The following is a 17,640-nucleotide window of genomic DNA, read 5'->3' as shown; positions in this document are numbered from 1 at the left end:
CGTGTGTGTCGGTTCATCACAGTCCTCAGTGGCCCAGGATCTTGCCGAGGAAGTCGCGCGCTCGGTCGGACTTGGGGTTGGTGAAGAAGGTCTCTGGTTCGTCGTCCTCGACGATGGCCCCATCGGCCATGAAGATGACGCGATCGGCTGCCTTCCTGGCGAAACCCATCTCGTGGGTCACCACGAGCATGGTCATGCCCTCCTTGGCCAGCGAGACCATGACGTCGAGGACCTCGTTCACCATCTCGGGATCGAGTGCTGAGGTGGGTTCGTCGAACAGCATGACCTTGGGTTCCATTGCGAGCGACCGTGCGATCGCCACTCGCTGCTGCTGACCGCCTGACAGCTGGGCCGGATACTTGTCGCGCTGACTCGCGATCCCCACGCGTTCGAGCAACTCCATACCGCGCTTTTCCGCATCGGCCTTGCTCTTGCCGCGTACCTTCATCGGGGCGAGGGTCACGTTCTGCAGGATCGTCTTGTGGGCGAAGAGATTGAAGGACTGGAAAACCATCCCGACGTCCGCCCGCAACGCTGCGAGTGTCTTGCCCTCGGCCGGCAGGAGTTTGCCGTCGATACGAATCTCGCCGCTGTCGATCGGTTCGAGACGATTGATGGTGCGGCAGAGCGTCGACTTACCTGAACCCGAGGGGCCCAGGATCACCACAACTTGACCTGCCGGCACCTCGAGGTCGACATCTTTGAGGACGTGCAGATCGCCGAAATGCTTCTGTACGTTCGTCATGCTGATCATCGTCTGGCTGCTGCCGCCGGCCGGTACCTTGCTGACCGGACGGTGAGCGCCCTCAGAGTCCCGAGATGTTGTCATGGACAACGACCCTATTGGGTGGGGTAGAAGGCCGTGAGCGCAACACCCGTCTTTCGCCGGGTGCGCCTTGCTCGGGCGGCTCACCGAAATCGCAGGTCGTCGCGTCCATTTCGCCTGGTCGGGCCGGGCAAGTACCCTGGATCGAGTGACAATATCGATGACAAGTCCGGTGACCGACAGTCCGCTGACCAGCGGGCGTTCCTACCAGGTCACCACGTACGGCTGTCAGATGAATGTCCACGACTCGGAGCGCATCTCCGGGCTTCTCGAAGAGGCCGGCTATGTGCGTGCCGAAGACGGAGCCGAGCCCGACCTCGTGGTGTTCAACACGTGCGCGGTGCGGGAGAACGCCGACAACAAGCTGTACGGAAACCTCTCTCACCTGGCGCCTGTCAAGGAGCGCCGCCCCGGAATGCAGATCGCCGTCGGCGGCTGTCTCGCGCAGAAGGATCGCGCCACCGTCGTGAAGAAGGCGCCCTGGGTCGACGTTGTCTTCGGTACCCACAACCTCGGGTCGTTGCCGGTGCTCCTGGAGCGGGCGCGACACAACGAGCAGGCGCAGGTCGAGATCATCGACGCCCTCGAGGCATTCCCTTCGACGCTGCCTGCCAAGCGCGAGTCGGCATACTCGGGCTGGGTTTCGATCTCGGTCGGTTGCAACAACACCTGCACTTTCTGCATCGTGCCGGCCCTGCGAGGCAAAGAGGTCGACCGGCGTCCCGGCGATGTGTTGGCCGAGGTGCAGGCCTTGGTGAACGAGGGTGTCGGCGAGGTGACCCTGCTCGGGCAGAACGTCAACGCGTATGGGATGTCATTCGCCGACCCAGACCTCGGACGCGATCGCGGTGCCTTTGCCGCGCTACTGCGGGCGTGCGGGGACATCGAGGGTCTCGAACGTGTGCGCTTCACCTCGCCCCACCCCGCCGAATTCACCGACGACGTGATCGACGCGATGGCACAGACCCCCAACGTCTGCCCGCAACTGCACATGCCGTTGCAATCGGGTTCCGACCGGATCCTGAAGGCGATGCGCCGCAGCTACCGCAGCACCAAGTTCCTCGGGATCATCGACCGGGTCCGTGCCGCGATGCCGCATGCGTCGATCACCACCGACATCATCGTGGGGTTCCCCGGTGAGACCGAACAAGACTTCCAGGACACCCTCGACGTGGTGGCCAAGGCCAGATTCACCAGCGCGTACACCTTCCAGTACTCACCGAGACCGGGCACGCCGGCCGCAGACATGGGCGAGCAGGTTCCCAAAGCAGTTGTGTCCGAGCGCTATATGCGGCTGACAGAGCTGCAGGATCGGATCTGCCTCGAAGAGAATCAGAATTTGATCGGTGCGCCGGTCGAGGTTCTGGTCACCGCCGACGGCCGCAAGGATCAAGGCCGCATGACCGGCCGCGCTCGCGATGGGCGACTCGTCCACTTCGCCGCCGCCGACGACGCCATCCGGCCCGGAGATCTCGTGAACGCGGTGGTCACCGGGGCTGCGCCGCATTACCTGCTGGCCGACGATGGCATCACCGCGCACCGGCGAACCCGGGCCGGCGACGCCCACTCCGCAGGCACCACACCGCAGACTCCGCCGATCGGTGTGGGTCTGGGGCTGCCGACAATCGGAAAACCGACGAGCGCACCGGTGGAATCGGCTTGCGGCTCAGGATGTGAGATGTGATGGCCGAACCAGATTTCGATCAGTTCAAAGGTGATCTACGCAAGGCCGAGCGCAAGGTCGCGGGCGAGATCGATCCGGGAGCCCGTGCAGTGGTGGTCGCCGTCGCGGTCCTCGCCGTGTTGCTCTCATTCGTGTTGCCCCACACCGGGTCGGTGACCGGCATCGACGTCTTGACCTTCAATGCGGACGCCGCTGCAGAAAACGTCACCATCACCTCACGCATCTTCGTCTGGCTGCAGTTGGTGTTCGGTGTCGGGTTCTCGGTGCTCGCCCTGATCACCCGCCGCTGGTTCTTCGCCTGGGTCGCACTCTGCGGCAGCGCGGTGTCGTGTGTCGCCGGAATGCTCGCCTGGTGGTCTCGCAACACTCCCGGAGTCTCGGGATTCACACCGCCGAGCGGCGTCGGTGTCGGACTCGTCGTCGGCTGGATCGCGATGTTCGTGATCGTCTTCCACTGGTCTCGCGTCGTGTGGACCCGCACCAACTACCAGCTCACCCTCGAGGCCCAGCGTCGCGACGAGGCGGCCGCCGAGGAGCAAAGGGCCCTCGCCCTGCAGCGACGACCGCGGCCCACCGACCCCGACAACGAGGACTGACTCGCGCTCAATCGCGCTGATCGAGCTCCGCCTCCGGCTTCGTCTCAGTCCATGGTCGAGCTCCGCCTCCGGCTTCGTCTCAGTCGCTGATGGCACCCTCGGCCGCACGAGCCCACTCACGCCACTGCTCGGCCTGCTCGCGTAGCTTGCGGGCATCCTTCGCCTTACCACCGGCCTCGGCCTTCGCAGCCTGATCCTCGAGTTGCGAGACCCTGTCGGCGAACTGCTGCGCCCGGGCCTTGACCTCGGGATCGGTCCGCTGCCACTGTGCGGACTCGGCATCGCGGATACGCTTCTCCACGGCCTTGATACGGGCCTCGAGCGAGTGCATCTGTTCCCGGGGGACCTTGCCGATCTCGTCCCACTGATCGCGGATCAACCTGAACTCGCGACGGGCGGCGTCCAGATCGGCTGCCGGATCGATCGACTTCTCGGCCCGGGTCAACAACTCGGCCTTGGCTGCGGCGTTCGTCTCGAACTCGGCGTCCCGTTCGGAGGACGCAGCGTTGCGGGCGCCGAAGAAGACGTCCTGCGCCGCTTTGAAGCGGGCCCATAGCGCGTCGTCCTGATCGCGCGGTGCCCGACCGGCCGCCTTCCACTGGGTGAGCAGCTCACGGAACTTGGCGGCGGTATCAGCCCAATCCGTGGACGCGGACAGTGCCTCGGCCTCGGTGATGAGCTCTTCTTTGCGTGAACGTGCCCCAGCGCGCTCACGGTCCATCTCGGCGAAGTGCGCGCCCCGCCTGCGATTGAAGGTGTCGCGTGCTTTCGAGTAGCGCTTCCAGAGCTGGTCGTCGGTCTTGCGGTCGACGCCCTTGATGGTCTTCCACTCTTCGAGGATCACCCGCATGCGATCGCCGGCGACCTTCCACTGGGTCGACTCCGAACCGATTTCCTCGGCTTCGGCGGCGAGCTCCTCTTTCCGCGCGATCGCGGCGGTGCGCGCTTCGTCGCGGTCGTGCTTGACCTTTTCGGCGGCTCCATCGGCTCCGTCGATGATCGTCTGCAGGCGTTTCGCGACCGCGTCCACATCACCGATCACCGCGGCCGTCGGGAGAGACTCCACCAACGCGGCGGCTGCGATCTTCGTCTTCCGGGGATCTCCGGTGCCCGCTTCGAGGCGTTCCTCGAGCAGCTCGACCTCGACGACGAGATCGTCGAAGCGGCGTCCGAAGTGGGCGAGGCCCTCAGCCGCGGTTCCTGCCTGCCAGGAGGCGATCTGATGTTCGCCTTCGGAGTTCTTGAGCCACACGGCGCCGTCGTCATCGATACGGCCGAACTCGGACGGATCCGATGCGGGTCGGATGACGTCGGCGGGGGCGTGCACTTTCGGCGGGGCGTGCTGGCCCGGGCGTGGTCCGGGCCGGGGGCCGGGCCGAGGCCCCGGCCGGGGGCCGGGCGCCGGGGTGGCGTCTGCAGCAGGTTCAGGGGTGTGCTCGGTCATGTTTTTCCTTGTCCTGCCGCGCGACACGGCTGCCAGTTGCGTTCGTCTGCCGGCGCTGATGCCGGTGTGGCGCCCATCGCCCCTCTCATTGAAGCAGGTCACGGCCGTGGGTGTGGACACTCATCGACAATGGGGTGGTTCGGATTGCGCAGCGCGGTACCCCGAGACGAGAGTCGGCTACCGTGGCGCAAGTGTTGGTCGCCGCTGCATTCGTCCCCAGCGCACCGGTTTTGGTGCCCGAGCTGTCAGGTCCCGGCGTTGCCGAGATACTCCCCATCCGCGATGCCGCCCATGCGGTTTGTGATCAGTTGGCCGCGCAGGCGTCCCGCTGGGTCGTCGTCGGAATCGGCGATCCGGCTGTTCCGGTGGCGGCGCGGGGCACCTTTGTGGGTTTCGGTGCCGGACTCGAGGTCGAGATCGATCCGCAGACGCCGGGCGATCCCGATCCGTCGATGCCGACCTCCGTTCTGTTGGCCGGCTGGCTGGTCGGTGCGGTCGACCCGCGGCCGCAGTTGACGGTGACCCTGGTCGATGCCCAGACCTCGGCTGCCGACAGTGCCGAACTCGGTCGTGTCCTGGGGGCGGCGCTGGCGTCAACAGACGAACCGGTCGGGTTGCTGGTGGTCGCCGATGGGGCGACCACTCTCGGGCCGAAGGCCCCGGGAGGCGAGCAGGCCGGCGCGGCCGCGTTGCAAACGGTGATCGACAACGCGCTGGGGTCGGCTGATCTCGCGGCGCTCGCGGCCCTCGACGAACAGGCATGTACGGCTCTGGGAGTCTCCGGTCGCGCGGTATGGCAACTGGTGGCCGGCGCAGTGGCAGGTGCCGGAGTGGACAGGGCTGCGCTGGACGGTCGCTTACTGGTCGCCGCGGCGCCGTTCGGTGTCGGCTATGTGGTCGCCCGATGGGACGTGCGGTGCTGAAGCCGATTGCTGTCATCGGGCCCACGGCCAGTGGGAAGTCAGACCTGGCACTGGAGTTGGCGAGCGACCTCGGGGGCGACATCGTGAACGTGGACGCGATGCAGCAGTACCGAGGCATGGACATCGGGACGGCGAAGACGCCGGTCGGCGAGCGACGTGAAGTCCGCCATCACCAGATCGATGTGCTCGAGGTGACCGAGACGGCAACTGTCGCGCGATACCAGGAGGCGGCGCGCGCTGATGTCGAGAGCATCCTGGCCGCAGGCCGCACCCCGGTGATCGTCGGTGGATCGATGATGTACATCCAGGCATTGCTCGACGACTGGCAGTTCCCTGCAACCGACCCCGAGGTCAGGGCCCGATACGAGGAGCAGCTCGCGCACGTCGGGCCGGCGGCATTGCACCGACTCCTCGCCGAGGTCGATCGCGAGGCCGCGCTCCACATCCTCGACACCGACGGTCGCCGCATCGTCCGAGCGCTCGAGGTCGTCGAGATCACCGGTAGGCCCTTTGCCGCGTCGGCACCGACGATCGGCGAACCGCGGTGGGATACGACGATCATTGCGCTGGACCGGGACACCGTCGATCTCGACGATCGGATTGCTCGCCGTACCTCGGCCATGTTCTCGCAAGGTCTGGTGGACGAGGTCCGGGCCTTGCTCGACATCGGGTTGCGAGACGGGGTCACCGCCGCCCGAGCGATCGGCTATGCCCAGGCGATCGCCGTGGTGGACGGTGATTACGATCTCGCGCGCGCCGAGGAACTGACCTTCATCGGAACTCGCAGGTATGTGCGCAGGCAGCGCTCCTGGTTTCGCCGCGACCCGCGAGTTCGGTGGCTCGACGCCTCGGCTCCCGATGTGGTCCGTCAGGCTTTGCTCGCGGCGGGCCGAGCGCCCGGGTAGTGCCCGGTAGAGGGCGTATTGTTTGTCTGATGTCGGAGACGGAGCGTAGCGGAGCTCGACCTGTGGTGGGGGAGACGGAGCGTAGCGGAGCTCGACCTGTGGTGGGGGAGACGGAGCGTAGCGGAGCTCGACCTATGGTGGGGGAGACGGGCGGGGTTCGGGTGCAGGAAGGTGCGCATGTCGATTTCGTGAAGGGTCATGGAACCCAGAACGACTTCGTGTTGCTGCCCGACCCCGGTGTGGCGTTGGACCTGACTCCCGAGTTCGTCTCCGCGCTCTGCGACCGGCAACGCGGGATCGGCGCCGATGGGGTGTTGCGGGTGGCCACAGCGGGCGCACTCCGCGACGCGGGGGTGCTCGCGACGGTGCCCGACGGCATCGACGACAACGATTGGTTCATGGACTACCGCAACGGTGACGGTTCCATCGCGGAGATGTGCGGCAACGGGGTTCGGGTGTTCGCCCACTACCTCGCAGCCCACGATCTGGTCGCCGGCAACGATTTCGTCGTCGGATCGCGCGCGGGTGCGCGGCCGGTGGTGGTGCACGCGCGCAACGGGACACACGCGGAGGTCAGTGTGTCGATGGGCAAGGTGGTGTTCGGTTCTGACAGCAAGGCGACCATCGGCGGCACCACCTATGCGGGGGTCGCGGTGGACGTCGGGAATCCGCACCTGGCCTGCGTTGTTGAAAGTATGACCGCGGAAACCTTGGACGACATCGATCTCACGGCGCCGATCACCTACGACACCGGCGATTTTCCGGCGGGCGTCAACATCGAGTTGATCACCGCACCGACACCGTCCACCGTCGATGGGGTCACGGGCGAGGTGCAGATGCGGGTGCACGAGCGCGGTGTGGGGGAGACGCGCAGCTGTGGAACCGGAACCGTCGCGGCCGCTGCGGCCGCGCTGCGCTCGATCGGCCGAAACACCGGGGCCATCATCGTCGCGGTTCCCGGGGGCCGGATCACGGTGACGATAAGAGACAACGACAGTGAACTACGCGGCCCGTCCATTCTGGTCGGCGCGGGCATGCTCAACGAAGGGTGGCTTTAAAACCGGTATGCAGCAAGTACATCGCAATGTCACGATGGTCATCTCATGACCGAAGACAACAACCCGCAGAGCGGGACTCAAGAAAATACCGACGAGGCGCGTGTCGAACGCGAACAGCACATCCCGACAACCGGTGAGCTGCAACTCGACGAACGTAGTTCTCTGCAGCGTGTCGGTGGGCTGTCGACAGAGCTGACCGACGTCACCGAGGTCGAGTACCGGCAGTTGCGGCTCGAACGGGTCGTATTGGTCGGTGTTTGGACTCAGGGCAGCACCACCGCGCAAGCCGACTCCAGCATGGCGGAGCTCGCCGCACTGGCCGAGACCGCCGGCTCAGAGGTACTCGAGGGCCTGATCCAACGCCGCGACAAACCCGACCCGGCGACCTATATCGGCTCCGGCAAGGCCCACGAGCTTCGTGAGATCGTCCTGGCCACGGGCGCCGATACCGTGATCTGCGATGGTGAACTGACCCCCGCGCAGCTCACCGCGCTGGAGAAGGTCGTGAAGGTGAAGGTCATCGACCGCACGGCCTTGATCTTGGACATCTTTGCCCAGCACGCCACGTCGCGCGAGGGCAAGGCCCAGGTGGCATTGGCACAGATGGAGTACATGTTGCCGCGACTGCGCGGCTGGGGTGAGTCGATGTCGCGGCAGGCAGGCGGCCGGGCGGGCAGCAACGGCGGTGTCGGACTGCGCGGACCTGGTGAGACGAAGATCGAGACCGACCGCCGTCGGATTCGCGAACGTACCGCCAAATTGCGGCGCGAGATCCGGGAGATGAAGACCTCCCGGAACACCAAGCGCAGCAAGCGCAAACAGGCGATCGCCCAATCGGTGACCATCGTGGGATATACCAACGCGGGTAAATCGAGTCTCATCAACAGGATGACCGGCTCGGGTGTCCTTGTGCACAACGCACTGTTCGCGACGCTCGATCCGACCACACGTCGGATGACTCTCGAGGACGGCAGAGAACTCGTCATCACCGACACGGTCGGCTTCGTTCGGCATCTGCCGACACAGCTCGTCGAAGCTTTCCGGTCCACGCTGGAAGAGGTTGCCGACGCGGATCTGCTGCTGCACATCGTCGATGGGTCCGATCCGATTCCCACCGACCAGATCTCGGCCGTGCGGACCGTGATCGAGCAGGTGGTCTCAGAGGAGAAGGCGGCGGCGCCGCCCGAGATCCTGGTCATCAACAAGATCGATGTGGCCGACCCGCTGGTGCTCGCTCAGCTTCGGGGTCTGTTCCCCAACGCGGTGTTCATCTCGACGGTGACGGGGGAGGGTATCGAAGAGTTGTTCGTCGCCATCCGCGAGGCGATCGCCCGTCATGATGTCCATGTCAGCGTGCGGGTGCCGTACTCCCGGGGCGACCTCGTGTCACGGATCCACGCCGAAGGCGATGTGCTGACCGAGCGACACGGTGCACACGGCACGGCCATCACCGCGACCGTCCCCTCGGGTCTGGCGCGACAGTTGGCGACCCTGGCGATCCCGGAGGCCGCCGAACAGTGACGCCCGCCCGCGTTTGGGCAAGATGTAGAATCCAGTTACAGTTAATGGGAACCGAGGCGTTGTCTTTTCGCCTGTAATGCCCCCTTAGTAACGGAGATCTGCTGATGGAACGCACGTTGTTCGAGCCCGAACACCTACTTTTCCGCGATTCGTACCGCAGCTTCCTCGACCAGCACGTGGCCCCGAACCACGATCGCTGGGAGGAGCAGAACATCGTCGACCGCGATGTGTGGATCGAAGCCGGCAAAAACGGCTTCTTGGCCGTCGATGCCCCGGAAGAGTTCGGCGGCGGCGGAGTGCAGGACTTCCGTTACAACGCCATCGTTGCCGAGGAGTCCGCCCGCGGTGGCTACAGCGGACTCGGCTTTCCGCTGCACAACGATGTGATCGCGCCGTACCTGCTCGAACTGACCAACGACGAGCAGAAGGCTCGCTGGCTGCCGGGCTTCACCTCCGGTGAGCTGATCACCGCGATCGCCATGACCGAGCCGGGCACCGGTTCCGACCTGCAGGGCATCAAGACCAACGCCAAGAAGGACGGGGATCACTGGGTCCTCAACGGGTCGAAGACCTTCATCACCAACGGCATCAATGCCGACCTCGTGATCGTTGTCGCGCGCACCGATCCCGAAGCCGGCGCGAAGGGCTTCAGCCTGCTCGTCGTCGAGCGTGGAATGGAAGGCTTCGAACGCGGTCGTAACCTCGACAAGCTCGGGATGAAGGCGCAGGACACCGCGGAGTTGAGCTTCGACAATGTCCGCGTCCCGGCAGAGAACCTGCTCGGTGAAGAGGGCCTCGGCTTCATCTATCTGATGCAGAACCTACCCCGCGAGCGCTTGTCGATCGCGGTCGTTGCTGCCGCTGCGATGGAAGCTGTCCTCGAGACCACGGTGCAGTACGCGAAGGACCGGAAGGCGTTCGGTCGGTCGATCGGCAACTTCCAGAACTCGCGCTTTCTGCTGGCCGAGCTCGCGACGTCGACCGCCACCACTCGCGTGTTCGTCGATCACTGCATCGGCCTGCTCAACGAGAAGAAGCTGACGGTTCCGGACGCGGCGATGGCCAAGTATTACGCCACCGAGAATCAGGTGCAGCTGATCGATCGCTGCCTACAGCTCCACGGCGGCTACGGATACATGCGTGAGTACTCGGTCGCGAAGGCATTCGTCGATTCGCGGGTGCAGACGATCTACGGTGGCACCACCGAGATCATGAAGGAAGTGATCGGTCGCAGCCTGGGCATCTGACCCTTCGGACGAGACCAACACCAAGCGGGGTGTACCGGATCACCGGTACACCCCGCTTGTTTGTGTCGAGCAGACGTTTCAGAGCCGCCGCATCACTGTGACGACTTTGCCGAGAATCACGGCGTCGTTGCCGGGAATGGGATCGAACACCGGGTTGTGGGGCATCAGCCAGACGGCGTCCTTGGTGCGTTTGAACGTCTTGACCGTCGCTTCGCCCTCGATCATGGCGGCGACGATGTCTCCGTTGTCCGCGACGTTCTGTTGCCGGACGACAACCCAGTCACCGTCGCAGATGGCGGCATCGATCATGGACTCACCCACGACCTTGAGAAGGAACAGCGAGCCCTCACCGACGAGTTCCTTGGGTAGCGGGAACACGTCCTCGACGGCTTCCTCCGCGAGGATGGGTCCGCCGGCGGCGATCCGACCGAGTACGGGGACGAATGTGGGGGTCGGTAGGGACTCGTCCGGAATCTGGACCTGACCTGCGGCAGTTGCCGGATTGAGGTCGGTGTCCTGCACGTTGACCGCGCGCGGTCGGTTGTTCTCGCGCTGTAGGAAGCCCTTGCGTTCGAGGGTGCGCAGCTGATGGGCGACCGACGACGTCGAGGTGAGACCGACGGCATCGCCGATCTCGCGGATGCTCGGCGGGTAGCCCCGCTCGCGTACCGAAGCCCTGATGACTTCGAGCACGGCTTTCTGGCGCGGCGTCAGCGAACCCTCTGCGAGAGGTTCTGTGCTGACCACGGCGGTCGCACCAGAATCTTGCAGGGTGTCGGACTCTTGCGAATCAGGGGAATCTGTTGCTTCGGCCATCAGGGCCTCCATTTCGTGGTGCGCGGCCTGGTCGGGGTGGGTACGTCCTTGGCTTATGCGCCTCACGGTAATGGAAAATGTCACAAGTCTCAAACATTTGTTCGAGCGGGCGTGGCGCGTGTCGGACCTCCGTGATACAACTCGAACATTCGTTCAATCGAACGAGTGATCGAAACCGAGCGGTCGTCCGCCCTGGCTTCGGTCTCCGAGTGAACTGAGGATCGAACCCATGACTGCAGCCACCACCATCAGCCGGCCGGCGATGTCTCGGCCCGTTCGTCGACTCGACAACTCCGGTGTCGGTACGCGCACCGTTCGCCCGATCCGGCCTGCTGACACGAGCCGCCCGGCGGATCGCCGGCACGGCGTGGACCGTCGTACTGCGGTCTCATGCGGTGAGTCGGACAACGCCGCCCAGCGGATGGCCCCCGCTCGGGGGAGTGTGTACGCGCGCCGCCGTGCATGGGCGGCGGCCGCGGTTGCGGGTGTGGGCTTGATGCTGCTGGTGGTCTTCATGATGTTTTTCGGTGGCGTGATGGAGCAATCCGCGAACCCGGTCGACACCGGAACTGCAGTGGTTCACGTGCAGTCCGGAGAGTCGCTGGGCGACATCGCATCTCGGGTCGCACCCGAGATGCCCACTGCGGCGGTGGTCGACAAGATCATGGAGCTGAACGGGATGAACAACTCGGCGCTGTCCGTCGGGCAGTCGTTGCTCACCCCGGTGTACGCGCGGTAGCCGCAGTGCTGCCGCAGCCAGTCGCCTGGGCGGTATCCTCGACGGCAGAGTGCCCGGTCACCATGCCTGGGCCGCTGACAGTCGAGGAACCCCGCATGCATTGCCCGTTTTGCAAGAACGACGACACCCGCGTGGTCGATTCGCGGGTGGCGGACGAGGGGCAGGCCATCAGGCGCCGTCGCTCGTGTTCGCAGTGCGGCCGCCGGTTCACGACAGTCGAAAGTGCAGTTCTGGCCGTCGTGAAACGCACCGGGGTCACCGAACCCTTCAGTCGCGAGAAGGTGATGCGAGGAGTGCGCCGGGCGTGTCAGGGTCGTGCCGTCGACGATGCGAAGCTACAGCAGCTCGCGCAACAGGTAGAGGAAGCCGTACGAGCCACCGGTTCGGCGGAGGTTCCGAGCAACGAGGTCGGCCTGGCCATTCTCGGTCCGCTGCGCGACCTCGACGAAGTTGCCTATCTGCGATTTGCCTCGGTGTACCGGTCGTTCGATTCGGTCGACGATTTCCAGAAAGAGATCGACGACCTGCGGGCCGCCAAACCCTGACGGGCTTGGCCGCCGCCCGAAATCACTTGAGGGCTTTGATTGCCTTCGTCACGCGCTTTTCTGACACGGGGTAGGCAGTTCCGAGTTGCTGTGCGAACAGCCCTACCCGGAGTTCCTCCACCATCCAGCCTGCCTGCTCGTTGACGGCGTCGCGTCGAGCCTGAGGGACGGTACGCACGTGGGCGGCCCACGCTGCGATCACCCTGTCGATCGCGTCCATGGCCTGTGCATCACGTGCAGCGCTGGCCGGCAGCTGCTCGAGTCGTGAGATGGCGGCGTCGAGATAGCGAGGAATCTCATGCAGCGCACTCGCGCTGGTCGCTGAGATGAAGCCGTCGAACACCAATTCACCGAGCTGTTCGCGGACGTCGTCCGCGGCGGACGTCACGGGGGTCGTATCGATGACGCGCCGCAGCGGGGCCACGCGCGAGAGGATCTCCGCGGCCTGATTGAGTTTCTCGATGGAGCGACGGTTCACCTGGCCGGTGACACGTGTTCTGAGCGCTGCGAACTCAGCGGCGGTCCACACGTTCGGCTGCTGGGGCACGAGATCGACGACGGCACCGCGCACGCAGTCGGCGAGCAGTGCAGCGGTGGTGGGGTAGGGACTCTGACTGAGGGCGAGTCGGTGGGCGGTACTCAGGGCGGTGGTCGCGGATTGCCGGAGGGTGGGCAGACCGGCGATGAGCAGATCGACGATCGCGAGGTACATGTTCGCTGCTTGCTCGGATTCCGTCGGGGCCGCTACCACGGTGAAACCCTTGCCGCGGCGAACCAGTGCGGGATAGCTGGTGATCTCCTGGCCCGCGACCACGGCGCTGACAGTGCGTTGAATGTCACCGAAGGTGTCTGCGGTCCACGTGGTCGCCACCGGAACGGCCGCGGCGGCCGCTTCGCTTTCGAGCGCCGCCCGAGCTCGTGCGGCGAGCTGATCTTGCAACTCCCGGAGCGACTTCGACGTCGCCAGGACGTTTCCGCCGGCGTCGGTGGCTGCGAAGGTCATACGGAGATGGGCAGGTAGCGCGGATACGCGTAAGTCTGCCGCGGCGACGGGCACCCCGGTGCGGTCACGTACTTGCTCCGCGACCGACTCGGTCAGCGGCCGAGCCCGCGGGGTCACGGACGCCAAGATCGTCGCTGCGAGGTCAGGCGCCGGACCGACCTGCCGCCGTAGCGTTTTCGGCAGCGTCCGCAGGAGTTCGGTGATCAGCTCCAAGCGCATCCCTGGCACCAGCCAGTCGAAACCCGACGGACGGGCGCGAACGAGAAGTGACAGCGGTATCAGAACGGTGACACCGTCATCGGCCGTACCGGGTTCGAAGCGATAACGCAGGTCGTAGCTGGTGTCGCCCTGGCGCCACCGGTCAGGGAATCCGGTGGGATCGCTTCCGGCGTCGGCGGCGACCAGGTCGGCGGGATTCAGATCGAGCAGGTTGGGAGTGCGTTTGCGGACAGTCTTCCACCAGGTGTCGAAATGCCTACCCGACACCACATCGGGTCCCACGTGTTGATCGTAGAAGGCGAAGAGTGTGTCGTCGTCGACGATGACATCGGTACGGCGCACCCGGTGCACCGACTCCTCCGCGTCCTCGAGCAGCGCGCGGTTGCGATGAAAGAACGGGTGCTGCGTGCGCCAATCGCCTTCGACAAGCGCGTGGCGGATGAACAGTTCCCTTGCGGCTTCGGGGTCGATTGAGCCGTAGTTGACTCGACGCTGCGTGACCAACGGCACCCCGTAGAGCGTCACCCGCTCGTATGCCATTGCAGCCGAGTGTTTTCCAGACCAGTGTGGCTCGCTGTACTGGCGTTTGACGAGATCGGAGGCGAGTCGTTCGGCCCATTCGGGTTCGATCCGGGCGACGGTGCGCGCCCACAGCCGCGAGGTCTCGACGATCTCGGCCGCCATCACGAAGCGTGGTGGTTTGTTGGACATGTGAGACCCGGGGAAGATCATGAACTTGGTCCCGCGCGACCCCAGGAACTCCTTGGTGTCGCCCTCCCGGACGCCGATCTGACTGAGCAGGCCCGAGAGCACCGATTGGTGTATTGCGACCGCTGCAGGCGTTTCTGCCTCTGGTGCGGTGACGGCGCCGGGCACCGTCCACCCGAGATCACGCGCGATCCGAACGAGCTGTGAATGCAGATCCCGCCATTCCCGGATGCGGAGGCCGTGGAGGAACTCGCGGCTGCATCGTTTGCGGAATTGATTGGAGGAGAGTTCTTTACGTAGGTCTTCCAGGTACACCCAGAGATTGAGCAGGGTCAGGAACTCCGACCCCGGCACGGCAAAGCGTTTGTGCGACTCGTCGGCGGTCTGGCGGTGGTCGGCCGGGCGTTCGCGGACGTCAGGCAGTGACAACGCGGCGGTGATCACCAGCATCGGCCCGAGGGCGCCCTGTGTCTCGGCCTCGACGAGCATACGGGCGAGTCGTGGATCAACAGGAATGCGCGACAACGACTTCCCGATCGGCGTCAGTCGCCGAACCGGGGTGTCGGGCGTAGGGGCGGCGAGTGCGCCCAGTTCCTCGAGCAGTTGCTGCCCGTCTCGTATTGCCTTGGGATCGGGTGGCTGTACGAACGGAAAGCGTCCGACGTCGCCGAGCCCGAGCGAGGTCATGGTCAGGATCACCGCGGCGAGATTGGTTCGCAGGATCTCGGGTTCGGTGTACTCCGGACGCGCATTGAAGTCGTCCTCGCTGTAGAGGCGGATGCACACACCTGCCGCCACTCGCCCACAGCGTCCGGCCCGTTGCCGCGCGCTGGCCTGAGAGATCGGTTCGATCGGCAGCCGTTGCACTTTGGTGCGCGTCGAATAGCGCGAGATCCGGGCGGTGCCGGCATCGATCACGTAGTGGATGCCTGGGACCGTCAGTGACGTCTCCGCCACGTTCGTGGACAGGACGATTCTGCGGCCGCGGTGCGCTGAGAACACCCGATGCTGGTCGGCGGCGGACAGTCGCGCGAACAGAGGTATGACCTCGACACCGCGGGCTTCGAGATGTTTCAGTGAGGCAGCGGTGTCGGTGATCTCACGCTCGGTGGGAAGGAAGACCAGGATATCGCCGGGGCCTTGTCGGAACAGTTCGTCGACTGCGGAGCCGATCGCCTGCAGTTGGTCCAGATCCGCCTCGTCCTCGTCCTCCACTGTCAACGGCCGGTAACGAACTTCGACCGGATAGGTCCGGCCCGACACCTCGATGATCGGAACCGGGGCGCCGTCGGTGGCAAAGTGCTCCGCGAACCGCCCGGGTTCGATGGTGGCCGAGGTGATTATCACCTTCAGATCCGGACGCCTCGGGAGAAGCTGCTTGAGGTAGCCGAGGATGAAGTCGATGTTGAGGCTGCGCTCATGTGCCTCGTCGATGATGAGGGTGTCGTACTCGAGGAGCTGGCGATCGCGAGACAACTCGCGCAGCAGGATGCCGTCGGTCATGACCTTGACAAGCGTGTCGTCGCCGGCCTTGTCCGTGAATCGCACCGAGTAGCCGATCAATTCACCGAGCTCGGTGCCGGTTTCCTCGGCAATCCTCTCGGCCACCGACCGGGCCGCGAGTCGCCGCGGCTGGGTGTGGCCGATACGTCCGGATACACCCCGGCCGAGTTCGAGACAGATCTTCGGGAGCTGGGTCGTCTTACCGGACCCGGTCTCGCCCGCGACCACGATCACCTGGTGCTCCGAGATCGCTGCGGCGATCTCCTCGCGGGCGGCAGAGACCGGCAGTTCGGGAGGATAGGTGACGGTGGGGACCAGGGCGCGGCGGCGCCCGATCTCCGCCGGGGACAGCCGTGGCCGGTTTCCGCGACGTTGATCGGGGCGGCGCCTGCGTCGTCCGGGCGCCTGGTCGGCTGTCTTGTTGGACTCGTTCGGCGCGGTCGACATATCGATTCCATGATAGTCCTGCGGCGCAGGGCCTGCGCCCGGGCTGGTGCGCCGCGGAGTGCTGCAGGCATGATGTAGCGCATGACTGCATCGACTTCCGCCGGTCTCTGGCACGGTTTCGCCGACATGGGTGCGGTGAGCGCCACCGGACCATTCGTGGTCGCCAAGGGTGAGGGCGTACACATCTGGGACACCGCGGGCAACAAGTACCTCGATGCCACCGCGGGACTGTGGTTCACGAACGTGGGCCACGGTCGCACCCAGATCGCCGACGCGGTCGCCCGGCAGCTGAGCACTCTCGCCCATTACTCGGGCTTCGGCGATATCACCTCGGACGTGACGGCGGCGCTCGCAGACCGTCTCTCGGGCCTTGCTCCCATCCCGGGAAGCAAGGTCTTCTTCACATCCGGTGGCAGCGATTCGATCGACTCCGCGGTGAAACTGGCGCGGCGCTACTGGCACGAGCAGGGCAAACCCGACAAGAAGATAGTCGTCGGGCGTACGAAGGCTTACCACGGCATGCACGTGGGCGGCACGGCCCTGTCGGGTCTGCCACCCAACCGCGAGAACTACGGCGAGCTGATGACCGACGCGGCGACGGTCGATTGGGACGATGCGAAGAGCCTGCTCGGCTTGATCGAACGGATCGGCGCCGACAACATCGCCGCGTTCTTCTGTGAACCGATCATCGGGGCGGGCGGCATCTATCTGCCACCGAAGGGATACCTGGCAGAGGTTCGTCAGATCTGTCGCGACAACGACGTGCTCTTCGTCGCCGACGAGGTGGTCACCGGATTCGGACGCATCGGTGGATCGTGGTTCGCCTCCACGCGTTTCGATCTGCAGCCGGACATGATCGCCACCGCGAAAGGTCTGACGTCGGGTTACGTGCCGATGGGCGCGGTGTTCATCGCGCCCCACATCGCAGAGCCGTTCTATGCGGGCGGGGTGTGGTGGCGGCACGGGTACACCTATGGCGGGCACGCGGGCGCTGCGGCTGCAGCCATGGCGAACCTGGACATCATCGAGTCCGAAGGGCTGCTCGAGGAGGCCGCGCGTCTGGAATCAGACCTGCATGTGGCACTGGCGCCACTGACGGATCTACCTGCGGTCAGCGAAGTGCGCAGTGGTCTCGGTGCGGTGAGTGCAGTTCAGCTCGCGGACCCGGCCACGGCGCCGGCGACGATCGCGGCACTGCGCCGTCACGGGGTCAGTGGGAGGGCAGCAGGTCAAGGCGCGCTGCAGATCTCGCCGGCATTCGTGATGACTGCGGTTCAGGTGGCCGAACTCGCCGAGCGCATTTCTGACGCCTTGAGCTAGCCCGAACAAACCCACCCGTAACAGTCAAACCCACCTGTTGGAGAGGCTGTTGCCGAATCGCGGGCGGTAACGCCCGCGATTCGGCGGGTTTGATGCAAGAATTCTGGTGTGGCCAAGTCGTACATCCATGCTGATC

General features: G+C 65.2%; 14 protein-coding genes. 10 read left to right on the top strand and 4 right to left on the bottom strand.

All coding sequences use genetic code 11. The features are described 5' to 3' along the window. Window positions 1-25 precede the first annotated feature (25 nt). A complete protein-coding gene (gene gluA / locus DFR67_RS23795) occupies window positions 26-754 on the bottom strand; it encodes a glutamate ABC transporter ATP-binding protein GluA (RefSeq protein WP_110472052.1) in 729 nt (242 codons plus the stop codon). A gap of 232 nt (window positions 755-986) precedes the next feature. Here gluA and miaB point away from each other — a divergent pair, with 232 nt between their 5' ends. Both miaB and DFR67_RS23785 read left to right on the top strand, forming a co-directional pair. Then, window positions 987-2,510, top strand: a complete 1,524-nt coding sequence (gene miaB / locus DFR67_RS23790; RefSeq protein WP_110471969.1) for a tRNA (N6-isopentenyl adenosine(37)-C2)-methylthiotransferase MiaB — start codon at window positions 987-989, stop codon at window positions 2,508-2,510. Next, window positions 2,510-3,106: an Rv2732c family membrane protein gene (locus DFR67_RS23785; RefSeq protein WP_110471968.1), complete on the top strand. Its 597-nt coding sequence runs from the start codon at window positions 2,510-2,512 to the stop codon at window positions 3,104-3,106. The genes miaB and DFR67_RS23785 overlap by 1 nt, the downstream gene beginning before the upstream one ends. A 79-nt stretch (window positions 3,107-3,185) precedes the next feature. Here DFR67_RS23785 and DFR67_RS23780 read toward each other — a convergent pair whose 3' ends face one another. Beyond that, a complete protein-coding gene (locus DFR67_RS23780) occupies window positions 3,186-4,550 on the bottom strand; it encodes a DUF349 domain-containing protein (RefSeq protein WP_110471967.1) in 1,365 nt (454 codons plus the stop codon). A gap of 182 nt (window positions 4,551-4,732) precedes the next feature. Between DFR67_RS23780 and DFR67_RS23775 the strand changes: the two genes are divergently transcribed. The 5 genes from DFR67_RS23775 (at window position 4,733) to DFR67_RS23755 (ending at window position 10,204) form a co-directional block, all read left to right on the top strand. After that, window positions 4,733-5,473: a class III extradiol ring-cleavage dioxygenase family protein gene (locus DFR67_RS23775; protein WP_245938119.1), complete on the top strand. Its 741-nt coding sequence runs from the start codon at window positions 4,733-4,735 to the stop codon at window positions 5,471-5,473. Continuing rightward, entirely contained in the window at window positions 5,455-6,378 is a 924-nt protein-coding gene (gene miaA / locus DFR67_RS23770; RefSeq protein ID WP_110471966.1) for a tRNA (adenosine(37)-N6)-dimethylallyltransferase MiaA, read from the top strand. Before DFR67_RS23775 ends, miaA begins: the two co-directional genes overlap by 19 nt. A 134-nt stretch (window positions 6,379-6,512) precedes the next feature. Then, on the top strand, window positions 6,513-7,436 hold the full coding sequence (dapF, locus tag DFR67_RS23765) for a diaminopimelate epimerase (RefSeq protein WP_110471965.1): 924 nt from the start codon (window positions 6,513-6,515) through the stop codon (window positions 7,434-7,436). Between the two features lie 45 nt (window positions 7,437-7,481). Then, a complete protein-coding gene (gene hflX / locus DFR67_RS23760; RefSeq protein ID WP_110471964.1) occupies window positions 7,482-8,957 on the top strand; it encodes a GTPase HflX in 1,476 nt (491 codons plus the stop codon). A gap of 104 nt (window positions 8,958-9,061) precedes the next feature. Further along, a complete protein-coding gene (locus DFR67_RS23755; protein WP_110471963.1) occupies window positions 9,062-10,204 on the top strand; it encodes an acyl-CoA dehydrogenase family protein in 1,143 nt (380 codons plus the stop codon). A 78-nt stretch (window positions 10,205-10,282) separates the two neighbouring features. Here DFR67_RS23755 and lexA read toward each other — a convergent pair whose 3' ends face one another. Continuing rightward, window positions 10,283-11,020 carry a transcriptional repressor LexA gene (gene lexA / locus DFR67_RS23750; protein WP_170135274.1) on the bottom strand — a complete coding sequence of 246 codons (738 nt, stop codon included), beginning with the start codon at window positions 11,018-11,020 and terminating at the stop codon, window positions 10,283-10,285. 229 nt (window positions 11,021-11,249) lie between these two features. On the opposite strand from lexA, the gene DFR67_RS23745 reads away from it, so the two are divergent. Further along, window positions 11,250-11,759 (top strand): LysM peptidoglycan-binding domain-containing protein, encoded by a 510-nt coding sequence (locus DFR67_RS23745; RefSeq protein ID WP_110471962.1) that lies wholly within the window; start codon window positions 11,250-11,252, stop codon window positions 11,757-11,759. 95 nt (window positions 11,760-11,854) lie between these two features. Beyond that, window positions 11,855-12,304 (top strand): transcriptional regulator NrdR, encoded by a 450-nt coding sequence (gene nrdR / locus DFR67_RS23740; protein WP_110472049.1) that lies wholly within the window; start codon window positions 11,855-11,857, stop codon window positions 12,302-12,304. Between the two features lie 22 nt (window positions 12,305-12,326). Here nrdR and hrpA read toward each other — a convergent pair whose 3' ends face one another. Continuing rightward, window positions 12,327-16,184: an ATP-dependent RNA helicase HrpA gene (gene hrpA, locus DFR67_RS23735; RefSeq protein ID WP_110471961.1), complete on the bottom strand. Its 3,858-nt coding sequence runs from the start codon at window positions 16,182-16,184 to the stop codon at window positions 12,327-12,329. 81 nt (window positions 16,185-16,265) lie between these two features. Here hrpA and DFR67_RS23730 point away from each other — a divergent pair, with 81 nt between their 5' ends. Continuing rightward, a complete protein-coding gene (locus DFR67_RS23730) occupies window positions 16,266-17,504 on the top strand; it encodes an aminotransferase family protein (RefSeq protein ID WP_110471960.1) in 1,239 nt (412 codons plus the stop codon). Window positions 17,505-17,640: the final 136 nt, after the last annotated feature.

Origin of the sequence: Williamsia limnetica, from assembly GCF_003217475.1 — a bacterium.
Lineage (GTDB): Bacteria > Actinomycetota > Actinomycetes > Mycobacteriales > Mycobacteriaceae > Williamsia > Williamsia limnetica.
The sequence above is the reverse complement of the archived record's forward strand: the minus strand, read 5'-3'. Positions and strand labels throughout refer to the sequence as shown.